Source organism: Mycobacterium sp. 1274761.0 (genome assembly GCF_001668615.1).
Classification (GTDB): domain Bacteria; phylum Actinomycetota; class Actinomycetes; order Mycobacteriales; family Mycobacteriaceae; genus Mycobacterium.
In genome coordinates, this window is sequence record NZ_LZMC01000075.1 from 20,533 (window position 1) to 35,557 (window position 15,025).

General features: G+C 66.7%; 17 protein-coding genes and 1 tRNA gene. 9 read left to right on the forward strand and 9 right to left on the reverse strand.

Going from position 1 to position 15,025, the window contains the following annotated elements:
* Window positions 1-10 precede the first annotated feature (10 nt).
* On the forward strand, window positions 11-178 hold the full coding sequence (locus A5651_RS16045) for a CDGSH iron-sulfur domain-containing protein (protein WP_156662976.1): 168 nt from the start codon (window positions 11-13) through the stop codon (window positions 176-178).
* Here the strand turns inward: A5651_RS16045 and A5651_RS16050 are convergent.
* The 5 genes from A5651_RS16050 to ponA2 all read right to left on the reverse strand — a co-directional run bounded on the left by A5651_RS16050 (window position 158) and on the right by ponA2 (window position 6,093).
* Window positions 158-1,177 (reverse strand): iron-containing redox enzyme family protein, encoded by a 1,020-nt coding sequence (locus tag A5651_RS16050; protein ID WP_066982671.1) that lies wholly within the window; start codon window positions 1,175-1,177, stop codon window positions 158-160. The genes A5651_RS16045 and A5651_RS16050 overlap by 21 nt on opposite strands.
* A 62-nt stretch (window positions 1,178-1,239) precedes the next feature.
* Window positions 1,240-1,313 (reverse strand) — tRNA-Pro (locus tag A5651_RS16055).
* Window positions 1,314-1,565: 252 nt separating this feature from the next.
* Entirely contained in the window at window positions 1,566-2,672 is a 1,107-nt protein-coding gene (locus tag A5651_RS16060) for a PLP-dependent cysteine synthase family protein (protein ID WP_066982673.1), read from the reverse strand.
* Complete coding sequence (locus tag A5651_RS16065; protein ID WP_066982676.1) at window positions 2,669-3,625, reverse strand: metallophosphoesterase; 957 nt, start codon at window positions 3,623-3,625, stop codon at window positions 2,669-2,671. Before A5651_RS16065 ends, A5651_RS16060 begins: the two co-directional genes overlap by 4 nt.
* A 38-nt stretch (window positions 3,626-3,663) precedes the next feature.
* Window positions 3,664-6,093, reverse strand: a complete 2,430-nt coding sequence (ponA2, locus tag A5651_RS16070) for a transglycosylase/D,D-transpeptidase PonA2 (protein WP_066982679.1) — start codon at window positions 6,091-6,093, stop codon at window positions 3,664-3,666.
* 289 nt (window positions 6,094-6,382) lie between these two features.
* On the opposite strand from ponA2, the gene A5651_RS16075 reads away from it, so the two are divergent.
* Entirely contained in the window at window positions 6,383-6,742 is a 360-nt protein-coding gene (locus tag A5651_RS16075; RefSeq protein ID WP_066982682.1) for a WhiB family transcriptional regulator, read from the forward strand.
* A gap of 7 nt (window positions 6,743-6,749) precedes the next feature.
* On the opposite strand, the gene A5651_RS16080 is transcribed toward A5651_RS16075, so the two are convergent.
* Together A5651_RS16080 and A5651_RS16085 are read right to left on the reverse strand one after the other, a co-directional pair.
* Window positions 6,750-7,877, reverse strand: coding sequence for an ArsA family ATPase (locus A5651_RS16080; protein ID WP_066982685.1), 1,128 nt, complete (start codon window positions 7,875-7,877; stop codon window positions 6,750-6,752).
* On the reverse strand, window positions 7,874-8,893 hold the full coding sequence (locus A5651_RS16085) for an ArsA family ATPase (RefSeq protein ID WP_066982688.1): 1,020 nt from the start codon (window positions 8,891-8,893) through the stop codon (window positions 7,874-7,876). Before A5651_RS16085 ends, A5651_RS16080 begins: the two co-directional genes overlap by 4 nt.
* Window positions 8,894-8,941: 48 nt before the next feature.
* On the opposite strand from A5651_RS16085, the gene A5651_RS25460 reads away from it, so the two are divergent.
* From A5651_RS25460 to A5651_RS16095, 3 genes are read left to right on the forward strand one after another with little or no spacing between them, the layout of a single operon-like run.
* Entirely contained in the window at window positions 8,942-9,103 is a 162-nt protein-coding gene (locus tag A5651_RS25460) for a DUF4177 domain-containing protein (protein WP_156662974.1), read from the forward strand.
* Window positions 9,100-9,561: a RidA family protein gene (locus tag A5651_RS16090; RefSeq protein ID WP_066982691.1), complete on the forward strand. Its 462-nt coding sequence runs from the start codon at window positions 9,100-9,102 to the stop codon at window positions 9,559-9,561. Before A5651_RS25460 ends, A5651_RS16090 begins: the two co-directional genes overlap by 4 nt.
* The gene (locus A5651_RS16095; protein ID WP_066982694.1) at window positions 9,558-10,385 is read left to right on the forward strand and encodes an MBL fold metallo-hydrolase; all 828 of its coding nucleotides are present in this window, start codon (window positions 9,558-9,560) and stop codon (window positions 10,383-10,385) included. Before A5651_RS16090 ends, A5651_RS16095 begins: the two co-directional genes overlap by 4 nt.
* On the opposite strand, the gene crp is transcribed toward A5651_RS16095, so the two are convergent.
* The gene (gene crp, locus A5651_RS16100; RefSeq protein ID WP_041312815.1) at window positions 10,382-11,056 is read right to left on the reverse strand and encodes a cAMP-activated global transcriptional regulator CRP; all 675 of its coding nucleotides are present in this window, start codon (window positions 11,054-11,056) and stop codon (window positions 10,382-10,384) included. The genes A5651_RS16095 and crp overlap by 4 nt on opposite strands.
* A 101-nt stretch (window positions 11,057-11,157) precedes the next feature.
* Window positions 11,158-11,466 (reverse strand): hypothetical protein, encoded by a 309-nt coding sequence (locus A5651_RS16105; protein ID WP_082943804.1) that lies wholly within the window; start codon window positions 11,464-11,466, stop codon window positions 11,158-11,160.
* A 244-nt stretch (window positions 11,467-11,710) separates the two neighbouring features.
* Here A5651_RS16105 and nth point away from each other — a divergent pair, with 244 nt between their 5' ends.
* The 4 genes from nth to marP are packed head-to-tail and all read left to right on the forward strand — an operon-like array spanning window position 11,711 to window position 15,020.
* Window positions 11,711-12,391 (forward strand): endonuclease III, encoded by a 681-nt coding sequence (gene nth / locus A5651_RS16110; RefSeq protein WP_066982700.1) that lies wholly within the window; start codon window positions 11,711-11,713, stop codon window positions 12,389-12,391.
* 18 nt (window positions 12,392-12,409) lie between these two features.
* On the forward strand, window positions 12,410-13,054 hold the full coding sequence (locus tag A5651_RS16115) for a TlpA disulfide reductase family protein (RefSeq protein ID WP_066982704.1): 645 nt from the start codon (window positions 12,410-12,412) through the stop codon (window positions 13,052-13,054).
* Window positions 13,051-13,833, forward strand: coding sequence for a CoA pyrophosphatase (locus A5651_RS16120; protein ID WP_066982706.1), 783 nt, complete (start codon window positions 13,051-13,053; stop codon window positions 13,831-13,833). Before A5651_RS16115 ends, A5651_RS16120 begins: the two co-directional genes overlap by 4 nt.
* The gene (marP, locus tag A5651_RS16125; RefSeq protein WP_066982709.1) at window positions 13,830-15,020 is read left to right on the forward strand and encodes an acid resistance serine protease MarP; all 1,191 of its coding nucleotides are present in this window, start codon (window positions 13,830-13,832) and stop codon (window positions 15,018-15,020) included. The genes A5651_RS16120 and marP overlap by 4 nt, the downstream gene beginning before the upstream one ends.
* Window positions 15,021-15,025 lie beyond the last annotated feature (5 nt).

Genomic DNA, 15,025 nt, shown 5'->3' on the forward strand with positions numbered 1-15,025 from the left:
CGGACCCCTCATGGTCGAGGGGCCGGTCCGCATCGAGATGCCCGACGGCAGCGTCGTGGAATCCGATCGCTTCATGGTGGCGATCTGTACGTGCCGTCGTTCGAAGAACTACCCGCTGTGCGACACCAGCCACCGTAAACGGCGGCGGGCCGACGCCTCAGCTCAGCGGCCTGCGTAGCGACGACCGCCCGGCCGTCCAGCAGTCCATGATGTGGCTCGCCAACCGTCCCTCGAGCACATCCTTGGCCCTGATCCCGAAGACGATGTCGCGGTCCAGATGTGGCTCGTTGGCCACCATGTCGCCGACGACGTCGGTGCGGACCACCTGCTCGTGCACCGCGTCGGCCTCGACGTGTTCGGCGTAGAAGTGGATGCACGGTTCGGGCGCGCCCATTCGGCGCAGTGCTTCGACGAGGCGACGTGACCCCGGCGACGAGGTGATTTCGGTCGAGGCGAAGTCACCGATCGCGGCGCCGCGCAGGTTGCGGTGCAGCCCAAACATCGACATCAGGTTGACCACCGCGAGCGACTCGGCGGGAACCGCGTCGAGGTAGGCGAGGTAGGTCGGATCCAGACCGGCGGCGTGCATCAGGTCGGCGAACAGCTGCTGATGCAGCGCAGAGCCGCGGCCGCCACCGAACTCGTCGAACTCGATGGCCACGAACGACGCCTTGGCCTGCCCGCGCAGCCGTGGGATCGCGAACGCGTGCGGGTCGCCCTCCTTCAGGTGGTACAGCGAGCGGTGCACGAAGTACTCCTGCATCTGCTCCCAGGTGCCCTCGTCGCGCAGATAGTAGGACAGGCCTGTGCCATCGACCGGCTCGATGCAGAGGGCATCCATTTCCGCTGCGGCGCTGGCATCCTCGGGAATGTCGCCGACGTCGCGACTCACGGCTTCGAGGAACACATCCTCGAGCTGGGTCCGCACGGCCAGCAGCACCGGGTTCCACTCCCAGCGGGAGTCCACGCCGGCGAAGCCGCGGTAGTGCAACTCGTAGCAGACGTAGAGCGCCAAGTGCAGATCGAGACCATAGGGGTCAGCGTCGGCCATCGGCAGCGAGACCGGGCTGAACGTCCGCTGCGGCGGGCGGCACTCCAGAAGGCTACGAACGGTAGAGGACAGCGGTCCTGTTGCCCAGGGCAGCGCAGGTTCGAGCACGGGTGAAGCCAACGTCACGCTGCTTGTGATTCCCGGCGTAGCTACCGGTCAAACCCAAAAAGTTAGCCCATTTAACGCAGTCGGGGTGGCGGGATTCGAACCCACGACCTCTTCGTCCCGAACGAAGCGCGCTACCAAGCTGCGCCACACCCCGCGTGAAGCCACGACAGCGTATCGCACGCGCTAGGTGCGCCGCCAAATCGCGTCGCAGGTCACGCCACGCCGCGGGATGAATCTTGATTGTCGGTGTTGTTGTGCAGAATGACGGCAAGTAGCCGTACATCGGTTGTGAAAGCAGGCCCGAGATGACTGGGTTGGGAGCCTCGATTTACGTGGGTTTCTTCGTCCTGGCTGCGCTGTGGCTGTTCCTGACGTCCGACGGTCCTTTGACCCGTGATCGCGACGATCAGGGCAAGCGGGCGGACCGTTCGAACTCGGCGAGCACGGCCGCCGCCGATGACGGATCGAGTCCGGCGCTGTCCAGCCACTCGTCGCTGAAGTAGGTGTCGGCGTAGCGGTCGCCGCTGTCGGCGATCAGCGTTACCACCGACCCGCCGCATCCGGCGGCAACCATCTCTGCCAGCAGGTGAAACGCTCCCCACATGTTCGTTCCCGTCGACGGGCCCACCCGTCGGCCTAGCACGGTGCTGACATGCTGCGCGGCCGCGATCGACGCGGCGTCGGGCACGCACATCATCCGGTCGACGACGTCGGGCAGAAACGACGGTTCGACCCGCGGCCTGCCGATCCCCTCGATCCGTGACGACGCTCCGGTGACGATGTCGCCGCGACCTTGGGCGTACGAGGGAAAGAAAGCCGAGTTCTCCGGGTCGACAACACACAGCCGCGTCGGGTAGCGCCGGTAGCGGATGTAGCGACCGATCGTCGCGCTGGTCCCGCCGGTGCCCGCGCCGACGACGATCCACTCCGGAATCGGATGGGCCTCCTGGCCCATCTGTACGTAGATCGACTCGGCGATGTTGTTGTTGCCGCGCCAGTCGGTCGCCCGTTCGGCGTTGGTGAACTGATCCAGGTAATGTCCACCGGTCTCGTCGGCCAGCCGCTCCGCCTCGGTGTACACCTGCGACGACTCAGCCACGAAATGGCAACGGCCGCCTTGTGATTCGATCAGCTTGATCTTCGCAGCGCTCGTCGACGACGGCATCACAGCGATGAACGGCAGACCCAGCAACGCCGCGAAATACGCCTCGGACACCGCCGTCGAACCCGACGACGCCTCGATGACGGTGGTGTGCTCGCCGATCCATCCGTTGCACAACCCGTAGAGAAACAGTGACCGCGCCAGCCGGTGTTTGAGGCTGCCGGTGATATGAGTCGACTCGTCCTTGAGATACAGCGCGACGTCGACGCCGTCACACCAGGCCGCCGGCAGCGGATACCGCAGCAGATGGGTGTCGGCGCTGCGGCGCGCATCGGCCTCGATCAGCCGGATCGCGTTGTCCACCCACTCGCGGGGCTGGCTGCGAGTCGCGCTCGACGGCGCGTCGGTCACCGCACCGAAGCGGTCGGGTGGGATTGACCCACCCGTTTGCCGGCGTCACGACCGCCGGTCGGCGCCGCCACCAACGTCAGCAGCGTCGCCTCGGGCCTGCAGCAGAACCGCAGCGGCGCGAACGGCGACGTGCCGATGCCCGCCGAGACATGCAGGGCCATGTTGGCGCCCCAGCGCGAGGGCCCCTTGGCCCGTGACCGGTCCAGGTCGCAGTTGGTCACGATGGCGCCGTAGAACGGCAGGCACAGCTGCCCGCCGTGAGTGTGGCCGGCCATCACCAGCTGATACCCGTCTGCGGCGAACCGGTCCAGCACTCGCGGCTCGGGCGAATGGGTCAGGCCGAGCCGCAGATTGGCCGTGGGATCGGCAGGCCCGGCGATGGTCTCGTAGCGGTCGCGCTTCAGGTGCGGATCGTCCACACCGGCGGCGGCTATGCGCAGCCCGGCGACCTCGATGTCGCGGCGGTTGTGGGTCAGGTCCAGCCAACCGCGCTCGGTGAAGGCGGCGCGTAGATCCTGCCAGGGCAGCGGCTGGCCGAACGACCGGTGAGACGGGTTGGTCAGGTAGTTCGCCGGGTTCTTCAGCCGCGGCCCGAAATAGTCGTTGCTGCCGAACACGAAGACACCGGGCACCGATAGCAGATCACCCAGGGTCTGCACGACCGCGGGCACCGCCTTCGGATGCGCAAGGTTGTCACCGGTGTTCACGACTAGGTCGGGCTGCAGGCTGGCGAGCTCGCGCAGCCAGGCCTGCTTGCGTCGCTGGTTGGGCCGCATGTGGATGTCGCTGATGTGCAGCACCCGCAGCGGGGTGGAACCCGGTGTCAGGACGGGCATGGTCAGCTCGCGGGTGACGAACGCGTTCCGCTCGATGATCGACGCGTAACCGATTCCGGCCGCAAGCGTGCCTGCGGCCACCGCGGCGGATTTCTTCAGGGTAGAAGGGGCTGACATGCCTCGCAGCCTACTGCCCTTCGGCTGTCCACACCTCTTTACGGAGGTGGCGGCGGCCCGAGCACCGGGACCGTGATGGGCGGCAAGCCGGGAATCTCGACCACCGTCGACCCGGCGATCGGCAGACCCGGAATGCCCTCCGGCGGCGGCGGAGGTGGCGGCGGAATGCCGTTGCTGATCTGCAGGGTGATGATCGAACCGGGGACCGTCTGGCCAGACGGCGAGGTGCCGACGACGGTGCCATACGACGACGTGCTGTTGACCGAGTTGGTCTGGTCGGACACCTGGAAGCCGGCCTCTTTCAGCCGCTGCCGCGCCAGGTCCTGACTCATGCCCGACACGCTGGGCACCCGACCGCCCGGCGCCCCGTCGACGTAGCGCGGGTCGGTCGGCGGCAACTTCACCTCGCCGAAGTTGTTGGCAATCGGCTTCATCGCGGTGAACCACGTACGAGCGGGCTCGTTGCCGCCGAACAGGTTTCCAGAACCGCACTGCCGCAACGGGAATGAGCACAGCTCGCCGGGCTCGGTGGAGTCGTCATAGATGTAGTTGGCGGCGGCCAGGGTGTTGATGAAGCCGAGAAATCCCGACGAGCGGTGCGCCTCCGTTGTTCCCGTCTTGCCCGACATCGGCAGGTCCCAGCCCGCGGAACCCGCCGAACCCGCGGCGGTACCGTTGCCCACCGAATCGTGGCTCATCGCATTGGCCAGCGTGTTGGCCAACCCCTCGGACACGACCTGCTCACACGTTTCCGTGGTGACCGACACCTCGTTGCCGTGCCGATCGAACACCTTGTCGATGGGGTTGGGCGGACACCACATGCCGCCCGACGCCAGCGTCGCGGCGACGTTGGACAACTCGAGGGCGTTGACCTCGATCGGACCGAGTGTGAACGAGCCGAGGTTCTGGCGCTTGACGAAATCGGCGAGGCTCTCGTTGCTCTCCGGGTCGTAGTCGCGCGCGGTACCAGGCAGCGCATACGACCGCAGCCCGAGCTTGACCGCCATGTCGACGGTGCGCTGCACCCCGATCTGGGAGATGAGCTTGGCGAAGGCCGTATTGGGTGACGTAGCCAACGCGTCGGTGACGTTCATCGAGCCGCGGTAGTTACCGGCGTTCTGCACACACCAGGTCGCTGGCGGACAACCTTTGGCGCCGCCGCTGCCCAGACCCTTGGCCTCGAAGCGGCTGGGCGCGTCGAGGGTAGCGTTGATGCCCATGCCCATGTCGAGCGCGGCCGCGGTGGTGAAGAGCTTGAAGATGGACCCTGCGCCGTCGCCGACAAGCGAAAATGGTTGCGGCTGCATGGTTTCGCCGGCATCGATGTTCAAGCCATAGGTCCGGTTGCTCGCCATTGCCAGCACCGCATGAGTGTCTTTGCCGGGCTTGATGACGCTCATGACGCTGGCGATGCCGTGCAGGTCCGGGCTTGCGATGCCGTCGATCGCCGACTTCACCGGTGCCTGCACATCGGGGTCCAGCGTCGTCTTGATCAGATAGCCGCCCCTGGCCACCTGCTCCTTGCTGATGCCGGCGCGGGCCAGATAGTCGAGCACGTAATCGCAGAAGAATGCGCGATCGCCGGCGGCGATGCAGCCCCGCGGCAGCTCCTGCGGCTGCGGCAGGATTCCCAGCGGCTCCTGCTTGGCGGCGCGCAGCGCATCGGCTTCCTGCGGGATGTTCTGAATCATCGTGTCGAGCACGAGATTGCGCCGGGCAAGTGCGCCGTCGGGATTGGTGTACGGGTTCAGCGTGCTGGTGGACTGCACCAGGCCAGCAAGCAGCGCGGACTGCTGCCAGTTCAACTCGGAAGCATTGATCCCGAAGTAGGTCTGCGCGGCGTCCTGAATGCCAAAAGCGTTGTTGCCGAACGAAACCAGGTTCAGATAGCGGGTGAGGATTTCCTGTTTGGTGAAGGTCTTGTCAAGGGTGAGCGCCATGCGGATCTCACGCAGCTTGCGCGCCGGCGTGGTCTCGACGGCGGCCCGCTTCTCGGCGTCGGTCTGCGCCAGGACCAACAGCTGATAGTTCTTCACGTACTGCTGCTCGAGGGTGGAGCCACCGCGAGTGTCCGCGTTGCCGGACATGTAGCCCGACACACCCGTCAGCGTGCCCTTCCAGTCGACGCCGTTGTGCTCGGCAAACCGCTTGTCCTCGATCGAGACGATGGCCAGCTTCATCGTGTCGGCGATCTGATCGCTGGGCACCTCGAACCGGCGCTGCGAATACAGCCAGGCGATGACGTTGCCCTTCGCGTCCACCATCGTCGAGACGCCGGGCACCTCGCCCTCGACCAGTTGCGCCGACCCGTTGGCAACCACATCCGAAGCCCGGTTCGACATCAGGCCGAAGCCGCCGACGATGGGGAACATCAACCCCGCCGCCACCACGCTTGCCAGCAGGCAACACCACGCCAATTTGATGACCGTGACCGTCGCCGGCGGTCGATTCGGCGGGCGCTCCGGCATGCCCTATAGACTAGCCAGGCTTGCTAATGCTCCGCGCCTCGAGCCCAACTTGCCAGCATAAAGCCACATACGCCGCAATTCGCGCCGCCGCCGTCGGGCGAGTCTGGACGGGTGTCCCAAAAAAGGGGCAAACAAAGAGTTGCATAAATAGCGTGTGACCACCTAGCTTGTACCTACAGTGCGATTCAGGTAACAGAGACCTGCGCAATGTGGCGTAGATCGCAGCAGCGATTTACACCGAGGGAGCGAGCCGTCAAGTCACGGCGGCTGGACTTAAGGGGAAACGCTGGTGTCGAGCACACGGCCAGTCGCGCGTAGGACAACAACCACCACTTCACTTCCCAGCAGTTTGGTCCAAGGCGCGGAGGCCGAGGCCCGTATTGCATGGGTTTCTCAGGCCCGATGCCGCCAGGCTGACCCGGACGAACTGTTTGTCCGTGGCGCGGCCCAGCGCAAAGCCGCGGTCATCTGCAGGCACTGCCCAGTGATCTTGGAATGCGGCGCCGATGCCCTGGACAACCGTGTCGAGTTCGGCGTGTGGGGTGGCATGACCGAGCGGCAGCGCCGCGCACTACTCAAGCAACATCCCGAGGTGGTGTCCTGGGCCGAGTTCTTCACCGCCCAGCGCAAACACCGCAGCGCCGTATAACGGCCCGCTAGGCCGCGGCCTCGCCGGTGATCTGATCGGCGATCGCGCGCAGCGCCTCCAAGTCTGAGACGTCGAACGGCAATGACGGCACGCCGACGATCGAGACGTGCGGGTTGGCGCCCGTGAACCGCGACAGCAGCCGTACTTCACGTTTGGCCGTGCCGGCCCGATCGGAATGAATCCGCAGCACCGCCGCGGTCAGCGACTCAGGATCGTCGACCGCGAGCACGTCTGCGGCTTCTTCGGCCTTGTCGGCGTGCAGCGACGACAACATCGGATGTGTCCGGTTGAGAATCAGCCCGGCCAGCGGCATGTGCTCTTCGGACAGGCGGTCGACGAAGAACGCCGCCTCGCGCAGCGCATCGGGCTCGGCTGCCGACACCACGACGAACTGGGTGCCGCGCCGCTTCAGCAGCTCGTAGGTACGGTCGGCCTTCTCGCGGAATCCGCCGAACGTGGCGTCCAGCGACTGCACGAATGCCGCTGCGTCGGAAAGCATCTGAGAACCGAGGACGGTCGACAGCGCGCGCATGGCGAGCCCCATCGCCCCTGACACCAGCTTGCCGATGCCGCGGCCGGGCCCGAGCAGCAGCTTCCACAGGCGGCTGTCCATGAAGCCGCCCAACCGTTTCGGCGCATCCAGGAAGTCCAGCGCGTTGCGCGACGGCGGCGTATCGACGACCACCAGATCCCACCGGTCCTCGCCCAGCAGCTGGCCCAGCTTCTCCATCGCCATGTACTCCTGCGTGCCGGCAAGGGAGGTGGCGACCGTTTGATAGAACTGGTTGTCCAAAATCGCTTGCGCGCGTTCGGGTCCCGAGTACTGGACGACCATTTCGTCGAATGTGCGACGCATGTCGAGCATCATCGCGTGCAGCTGGCCGGACACCTCCGGTGCCAGCGGCACCCGCTGCGGCGTATTGCCGAGGTCCTTGATTCCCAGCGCCTGGGCCAGCCGCTTGGCCGGGTCGATGGTCAGCACCACGACAGTGCGGCCATACTCCGCGGCGCGCAGGGCCATCGCCGCTGCCGTCGTGGTCTTGCCGACACCGCCTGCGCCGCAACAGACCACGACGCGGTTGGAGGTGTCGTTCAGGATCGAGGCCATGTCCAGGGCCGGCGGTGTGGTGCTCATCTGACCCCCTGATGGTTGAGCGCTTCTGCCAATTCGTAGAGGCTGCCCAGGTCAACGCCGTCGGGTATGGCGGGCAGTTCGAGCCGCGGCACCTCGATCTCGTCGAGCTGCTCGGCGCTCTCGGCGCGAGCCGTGATGCGGGTGGCATGCTGGATGGTCTCGGTGAGCAGGCCCGCGAAGTCGCTGTCGGACAATGTGATTCCCGCTTTGGTCAGGTCGGCGCGCACCTTGTCGGCGTCGACGTCACCTTCGGCAGCCTTGGCGAGCGCGTCGGGCGCGAGGTAGGCGGGGATGTTGCGGTTGACGATGACGCTGCCGATCGGCAGATCCAGGTCCTGCAGTTCGTCGATGGCCTCGATGGTCTCCTGCATGGGCAGCGCTTCGAGCAGCGTCACCAGGTGGATGGCCGTGAGGTCCGAATGCAGCACCTTCACCACGCTCTCGGCCTGCGAGTGCACCGGCCCGCCCTTGGCGAGATCCGACACGGCCTTGGTGACGTCGAGGAAGCGGGAGATGCGCCCCGTCGGCGGCGAGTCGACGACGACAGCGTCGTACACCGGCTGCTTACCCTTCTCGCCGCGCGTGACGATCTCGCGGATCTTGCCCGTGAGCAGGACGTCGCGCAGGCCCGGCGCGATGGTGGTGGCGAACTCGACGGCACCGATGCGCCGCATGGCCCGCCCCGCCAGCCCGAGGTTGTAGAACATCTCGAGATACTCCAGGAACGCCGCCTCGATGTCGATGGCCAGCGCATTGACCGTCCCGCCGCCGTCGGCCGTCGCGATCTTGACTTCCTCGTACGGCAAGGGCGGAACGTCGAAAAGCTGCGCAATGCCTTGGCGCCCTTCGACTTCGACCAACAACACCTTCCGGCCGCCGGCGGCCAGCGCCAGCGCCAGCGAAGCGGCGATGGTCGACTTTCCGGTGCCGCCCTTGCCGGTGACGAAGTGCAGCCGCGCCTTGGTCAGACGCGACGGCCAGCCGACCGTCTTGCGGTCGTTTGCCTCGGTGCCCATCACTGCATGCTAACGAAGCCGTCCCGCCCGACCGATAAGCTCAGCCACATGAGCGAAACGACCCGGTGGGAGTACGCGACGGTCCCGTTGCTGACGCACGCCACCAAGCAGATTCTCGACCAGTGGGGCGAAGACGGTTGGGAGTTGGTGTCCGTGCTGCCGGGACCCACCGGTGAGCAGCACGTCGCGTATCTGAAGCGGCCGAAGTGAGCAGCGGCTGGTCGGCGCGGCTGTCCGAGCTAGGGATCACGCTGCCCGAACTGGCCAAACCGTTGGCGGCGTATGTGCCGGCCGTCAGGACCGGGAACCTCGTCTACACCGCCGGACAGCTGCCACTGGTCAATGGCGAGCTCGTGGCGACTGGCAAGGTCGGCCTCGAGGTCACGCCGGAGATCGGCAAGACGCTGGCCCGCATCTGCGCACTCAACGCGTTGGCCGCCGTCGACTCGCTGGTCGGCATCGACTCCATCGTCAAGGTGGTAAAGGTCGTCGGCTTCGTGGCGTCGGCACCGGGCTTCCACGGGCAGCCCGGTGTGGTGAACGGTGCCTCCCAACTGTTCGGCGAAGTGTTCGGCGAGGCCGGCGCGCACGCGCGGTCCGCCGTCGGGGTGTCCGAGCTGCCGCTGGACGCGCCGGTGGAGGTCGAGATCATTGTCGAGGTCGCGTGAGCGACGATCAGCACCCGGCGTATGGGGTGCTGCGCCCGGTGACCGAGACGGCATCGGTGCTGCTGTGCAACAACCCCGGGCTGTTGACGCTGGACGGCACCAACACGTGGGTGTTGCGCGGTAGGGGCAGCGACGAGATCGTCGTCGTCGACCCTGGACCGGATGACGACGAGCACATCGCCGCCATCGCGGCACTCGGCACCATCCCGCTGGTGCTGATCAGCCACAAGCACGAGGACCACACCGGCGGTATCGACAAGCTCGTCGAGCGCACCGGCGCGGTGGTCCGCTCGGTCGGCAGCGGCTACCTGCGAGGCCTCGGCGGCCCGTTGTCCGACGGCGAGGTCATCGACGCGGCCGGGCTGCGCATCACCGTGATGGCCACGCCCGGGCACACCGCCGACTCGTTGTCGTTCGTGCTCGAGGACGCCGTGCTGACCGCCGACACCGTGCTGGGGCGGGGCACCACCGTGATCGACGCCGAGGACGGCTCACTCGGCGACTATCTCGAATCGCTGAAGCGACTGCATGGCTTGGGCCACCGCGCGGTGCTGCCGGGACACGGGCCCAACCTCTCCGACCTCGAGGCCATCACCGCGATGTACCTGGCGCATCGCGAGGAGCGGCTGGAACAGGTGCGCGACGCGTTGCGGGTGCTGGGTGACGACGCGACCGCCCGCCAGGTGGTCGAATACGTCTACACCGACGTCGACGAAAAGCTATGGGACTACGCGGAATGGAGCGTCCAGGCGCAGCTCGACTACCTCCGCGATTTCGGCGTGATTTCCCGCGATGGGCGCGGGTTTTCACGCCCAAATCGCTAGCGCGCTCGGCGGGCCAGCCGCTCGCTGTCGGAGATCAGCACGCTCTTGCCCTCCAACCGGATCCAGCCGCGATGGGCGAAATCGGCGAGCGCCTTGTTGACCGTCTCCCGGGACGCGCCGACCAACTGCGCGATCTCCTCTTGGGTCAGGTCGTGGGTGACGCGAAGCGCGCCGCCCTCCTGCGTGCCGAAGCGCTGCGCCAGCTGCAGCAGCTGCTTGGCGACGCGGCCCGGGACGTCAGTGAAGATCAGGTCGGCGAGGTTGTTGTTGGTGCGGCGCAGTCGGCGGGCCAGCACCCGCAGCAGCTGCTCGGCGATCTCAGGCCGGTCGGCGATCCACGCGCGCAGCGCGTCGCGGTCCATCGATACGGCGCGCACCTCGGTGATCGTGGTGGCGCTTGACGTGCGCGGCCCCGGGTCGAAGATCGACAGCTCGCCGAACATGTCCGACGGGCCCATGATCGTCAGCAGGTTCTCGCGGCCGTCAGGAGACCGGCGGCCGATCTTCACCTTGCCCGATATGATGATGAACAGCCGATCGCCGGGCTCGCCCTCGGCGAACACCGTGTGCCCGCGGGGGAAGTCGACGGGCTGAAGCTGTTTTGTCAGCGCGGATACGGCGCTTGGCTCAACCCCCTGGAAGATTCCGGCCCTGGCCAGGATCTCGTCCACGTTGCCCCTCTTAAGCTGTCGGGTGATATGACATACGCGCGCCGACCTCTAACCGGTTTGCGAGATCAGTCTAGAGGCTGGTTATTTCGTGCGTAGCCACGCTACACACGATCGGCGTGCCGATACTGCTGAAACCCAGGAATTTCGCGGTTGTATTGATACTGCGGCGTCGGCAACTGCAGCCAGTCCTCTTCGGTACTAAGAGGTCTGGCAACGGGCGCCTCGGCGACGCGTCCCTGCAGCCGGCGTTGCATGCCATCCAACGCTGTCGGCATCCCGTCGCGGGCCAGGGTATGAACGTCATCCGCCTGCGCCTGCTCCAAGAATGCAGCGACGTCGCTGGCCGATACTGCGCCGTCGTCGAGGCCCGATTCGAGCCGCTCGAGCCCAAGGATCGCCAACATCAGCATCCCCGGGATGAGGACCGCGAGCAGCCACGACACAAGCAGGTAGTTAACACGCCCAAGGTCTCGTCGGGATCACGAATTGTCACCGGTCCGCAGTAGTGCTGTCGCCCCCTCTCAGTACCCTTGCAGGGTGACTGTAGGTGAGTCTTCCGCCGAGAAGGCGACGCAACCCAAACCACGCGCGGCAGCCGCTACGCGCAAGTGGGACAACGAGACACACCTCGGCCTGGTCCGTCGGGCGCGTCGCATGAATCGCAAACTCGCGCAAGCCTTCCCACACGTCTACTGCGAACTGAACTTCACCAACCCGCTCGAGCTGACGGTGGCGACCATCCTGTCGGCGCAGAGCACCGACAAAGGCGTCAACCTCACCACGCCCGCATTGTTCGCCAAATATCGCACGGCCAGGGACTACGCACAGGCTGACCGCACCGAGCTCGAGGAGATGGTGCGGCCGACGGGGTTCTACCGAAACAAGGCCAACGCGCTGATCCGGCTCGGCCAGGAACTCGTCGAGCGGTTCGACGGCGAGGTGCCCTCCACCATGGAGCAGCTCGTCACGCTGCCCGGGGTCGGCCGCAAGACCGCCAACGTGATCCTGGGAAACGCCTTCGGTATTCCGGGCATCACCGTCGACACCCATTTCGGCAGGCTAGTCCGGCGCTGGCGGTGGACCGAGGAGGAGGATCCGGTCAAGGTCGAGCACGCCATCGGTGCTCTGATCGAACGCAAGGAGTGGACCGACCTGAGCCACCGGGTGATCTTCCACGGCCGCCGCGTGTGTCATGCCCGTAAGCCCGCCTGCGGCGTGTGCGTGCTCGCCAAGGACTGCCCGTCTTACGGGATCGGGCCGACGGATCCTCTCGTGGCAGCCCCGCTGGTGAAGGGGCCGGAAACCGAGCACCTGCTGGCGTTGGCCGGGCTGTAAACGCTGCGCGCCCCGGCCATGAGCACGTCGACTCGCTGGACCGTGGCCGTCCTGGTCGTGGTCCTCGCGCTCGGGGTGGCGCTGTGGCTACAGCTGGACCGCAGCGGCGGATCGACGAGACCAGGACAACCGCCCGCCCGGGAGCACCGCGACGCCGACACACCCGAGGCGCTGGCCGGTCCGCGGGCGCAGGCGCGGCTGGCCCCCTGCCCCGGCGACGGGCCCGGCCAAGGCCCGCTGAAGCTGCACGGCATCACGGTCCAATGCGTAGGCAACGGCGCACGCGTCGACGTCGCGAAGGCGCTTGCCGGACGTGCGGTCGTGCTCAACCTGTGGGCGTACTGGTGCGGACCGTGCGCCGACGAACTACCCGCGATGGCCGAATATCAGCGGCGGGTCGGTGCGGCCGCGACGGTCGTGACCGTGCACCAGGACGAAAATGAAACCGCCGCGCTTCTGCGGCTTGCGGAGCTCGGCGTGCACCTGCCGACGCTGCAGGACGGCAGGCGGTTGATCGCCGCCGCGCTGCAGGTGCCCAACGTCATGCCCGCAACCGTTGTGCTGCGGTCGGACGGTAGCGTTGCCGAGATCCTGCCGCGGTCGTTCGCCAGTGCGGACGAGATCGCCGCCGCCGTCGGTCCACAGATAGGAGTGCCTGGGTGAACTGGGAGAGCGAACGGGGTCGGCTGACTCCCGACGCTGCTCCCGCCTGGTTGAAGCCGCTGGTGGACAATGCCCACGCCGTGAAACGCGCCTACCGGCGGCGCGTGCCTGCCGAACTGCTCGCGTTGGTCACGGCCGCCAACGTGAAGGCCGCGGTGACCGGCGGCGGCCGCGACGCGGCGGTGCTGGCACTTTTTTCGGGTCCTGAAGACTCTCCGAACGGCGGCCTGCCCGACGAGGCCGATCTGCTGCTGACCGTGCGCGCGTCGACTCTTCGTCACCACGCCAGCCAGGCCGCGTTTCCCGGCGGCGCGGCCGATCCCGGCGACGAAGGCCCCATCGACACCGCGCTGCGTGAGGCCAACGAGGAAACCGGCATCGACACCAGCCGGCTGCACCCGCTGGCGACGCTGGAGAAGATGTTCATCCCGCCGTCGGGATTCCACGTGGTGCCGGTGCTGGCCTATTCGCAGGATCCGGGTCCGGTGGCCGTCGTCGACGAATCCGAGACCGCGATCGTTGCGCGTGTCCCGGTGCGCGCGTTCGTCAATCCGGAGAATCGGCTGATGGTGTACCGCAGAGAGAACACGCGGCGCCTCGCCGGGCCCGCCTTCCTTCTCAACCAGATGCTGGTGTGGGGTTTCACCGGGCAGGTGATCTCGGCGATGCTCGACGTCGCCGGCTGGGCTCAGCCCTGGAACACAGAAGACGTGCGGGAGTTGGAGCAAGCGATGGCCCTCGTCGGTCATGATGACACTGACGGGGAGGCACAACTATGACGTCGTCGCAGTGGCTCGACATGACCGTCTTGGCGGTCGCGTTCGTGGCGGCGATCTCCGGCTGGCGGTCCGGGGCGTTGGGCTCGCTGCTGTCGTTCGTCGGGGTGGTCCTGGGCGCCGTGGCCGGAGTGCTGCTCGCACCGCACATCGTCGCCAACTTCGCCGGTACACGAACCCAGTTGTTCATCACGCTATTTCTGATCCTGGGTCTGGTGGTGATCGGCGAAATCGCCGGCGTCGTCTTGGGGCGCGCGGTTCGCGGCGCCATCCGCAACCCTGGGCTGCGGCTATTCGACTCGATAATCGGCGTCGGCGTGATGGTGTTGGCCGTCGCGGTGGTGGCTTATCTTCTCGCGACGCCGCTGACGTCGACCAATCAGCCGAATCTCGCCGCCGCCGTGCGTGGTTCGAAGGTGCTGAGCCGGGTCGACTCGGTCGCGCCACCCTGGCTGAAGGCGGTGCCCAACCGGCTCAAGGCCCTGCTGGATACCTCCGGCCTGCCCGACGTGCTGCAGCCGTTCGGCCGTACACCGATCGCCAATGTCGATGCGCCGGATGCCACGCTGATCAACGATCCCGTCGTCGCTGCGGTCCGGCCGAGCATCGCGAAGATCCGCGGTGTCGCGCCGGGTTGCCAAAAGGTCTTGGAGGGAACGGGTTTCGTCGTCGCACCCAGCCGGGTGATGTCCAACGCCCACGTCGTCGCAGGCGCGGAGACGGTGACGGTCGAGGCCGACGGCCAGACCTACGACGCCACCGTGGTGTCCTACGACCCGGACGCCGACATCTCGATCCTCGACGTGCCGGGTCTGCAGTCGGCGCCGCTGCCGTTCGCGCAGGAGCCGGCGAAGAGCGGTACCGATGCGCTGGTGCTGGGCTATCCGGGCGGAGGAGATTTCCAGGCCACCCCGGCTCGGGTACGCGAGACCATTGAGCTCAAAGGTCCCGACATCTACAAGACCAAGACCGTAGACCGCGAGGTATACACGATCAGAGGTACTGTGCGGCAAGGCAATTCGGGCGGTCCGATGATCGACCGACAGGGCCAGGTCCTCGGTGTGGTGTTCGGCGCGGCGGTCGACGATGCCGAGACCGGCTTCGTGCTGACCACCAGGGAGGTTGGCCACCAACTCGGCAGAATCGGCAACACCGCGCAGGTCGCCACCGGCACCTGCGTCAACGGCTGACCGCC

Bases quoted from the DNA above. Each gene is read 5' to 3' on its own strand.
- A5651_RS16080 (WP_066982685.1), bottom strand. From the start codon at position 7,877: ATGAGCACCACACCGCCGGCCCTGGACATGGCCTCGATCCTGAACGAC.
- nth (WP_066982700.1), top strand. From the start codon at position 11,711: ATGAATCGCAAACTCGCGCAAGCCTTCCCACACGTCTACTGCGAACTG.
- A5651_RS16105 (WP_082943804.1), bottom strand. From the start codon at position 11,466: ATGCTGATGTTGGCGATCCTTGGGCTCGAGCGGCTCGAATCGGGCCTC.
- A5651_RS16065 (WP_066982676.1), bottom strand. From the start codon at position 3,625: ATGTCAGCCCCTTCTACCCTGAAGAAATCCGCCGCGGTGGCCGCAGGC.
- A5651_RS25460 (WP_156662974.1), top strand. From the start codon at position 8,942: ATGAGCGAAACGACCCGGTGGGAGTACGCGACGGTCCCGTTGCTGACG.
- marP (WP_066982709.1), top strand. From the start codon at position 13,830: ATGACGTCGTCGCAGTGGCTCGACATGACCGTCTTGGCGGTCGCGTTC.
- A5651_RS16115 (WP_066982704.1), top strand. From the start codon at position 12,410: ATGAGCACGTCGACTCGCTGGACCGTGGCCGTCCTGGTCGTGGTCCTC.
- A5651_RS16085 (WP_066982688.1), bottom strand. From the start codon at position 8,893: ATGGGCACCGAGGCAAACGACCGCAAGACGGTCGGCTGGCCGTCGCGT.
- ponA2 (WP_066982679.1), bottom strand. From the start codon at position 6,093: ATGCCGGAGCGCCCGCCGAATCGACCGCCGGCGACGGTCACGGTCATC.
- A5651_RS16045 (WP_156662976.1), top strand. From the start codon at position 11: ATGGTCGAGGGGCCGGTCCGCATCGAGATGCCCGACGGCAGCGTCGTG.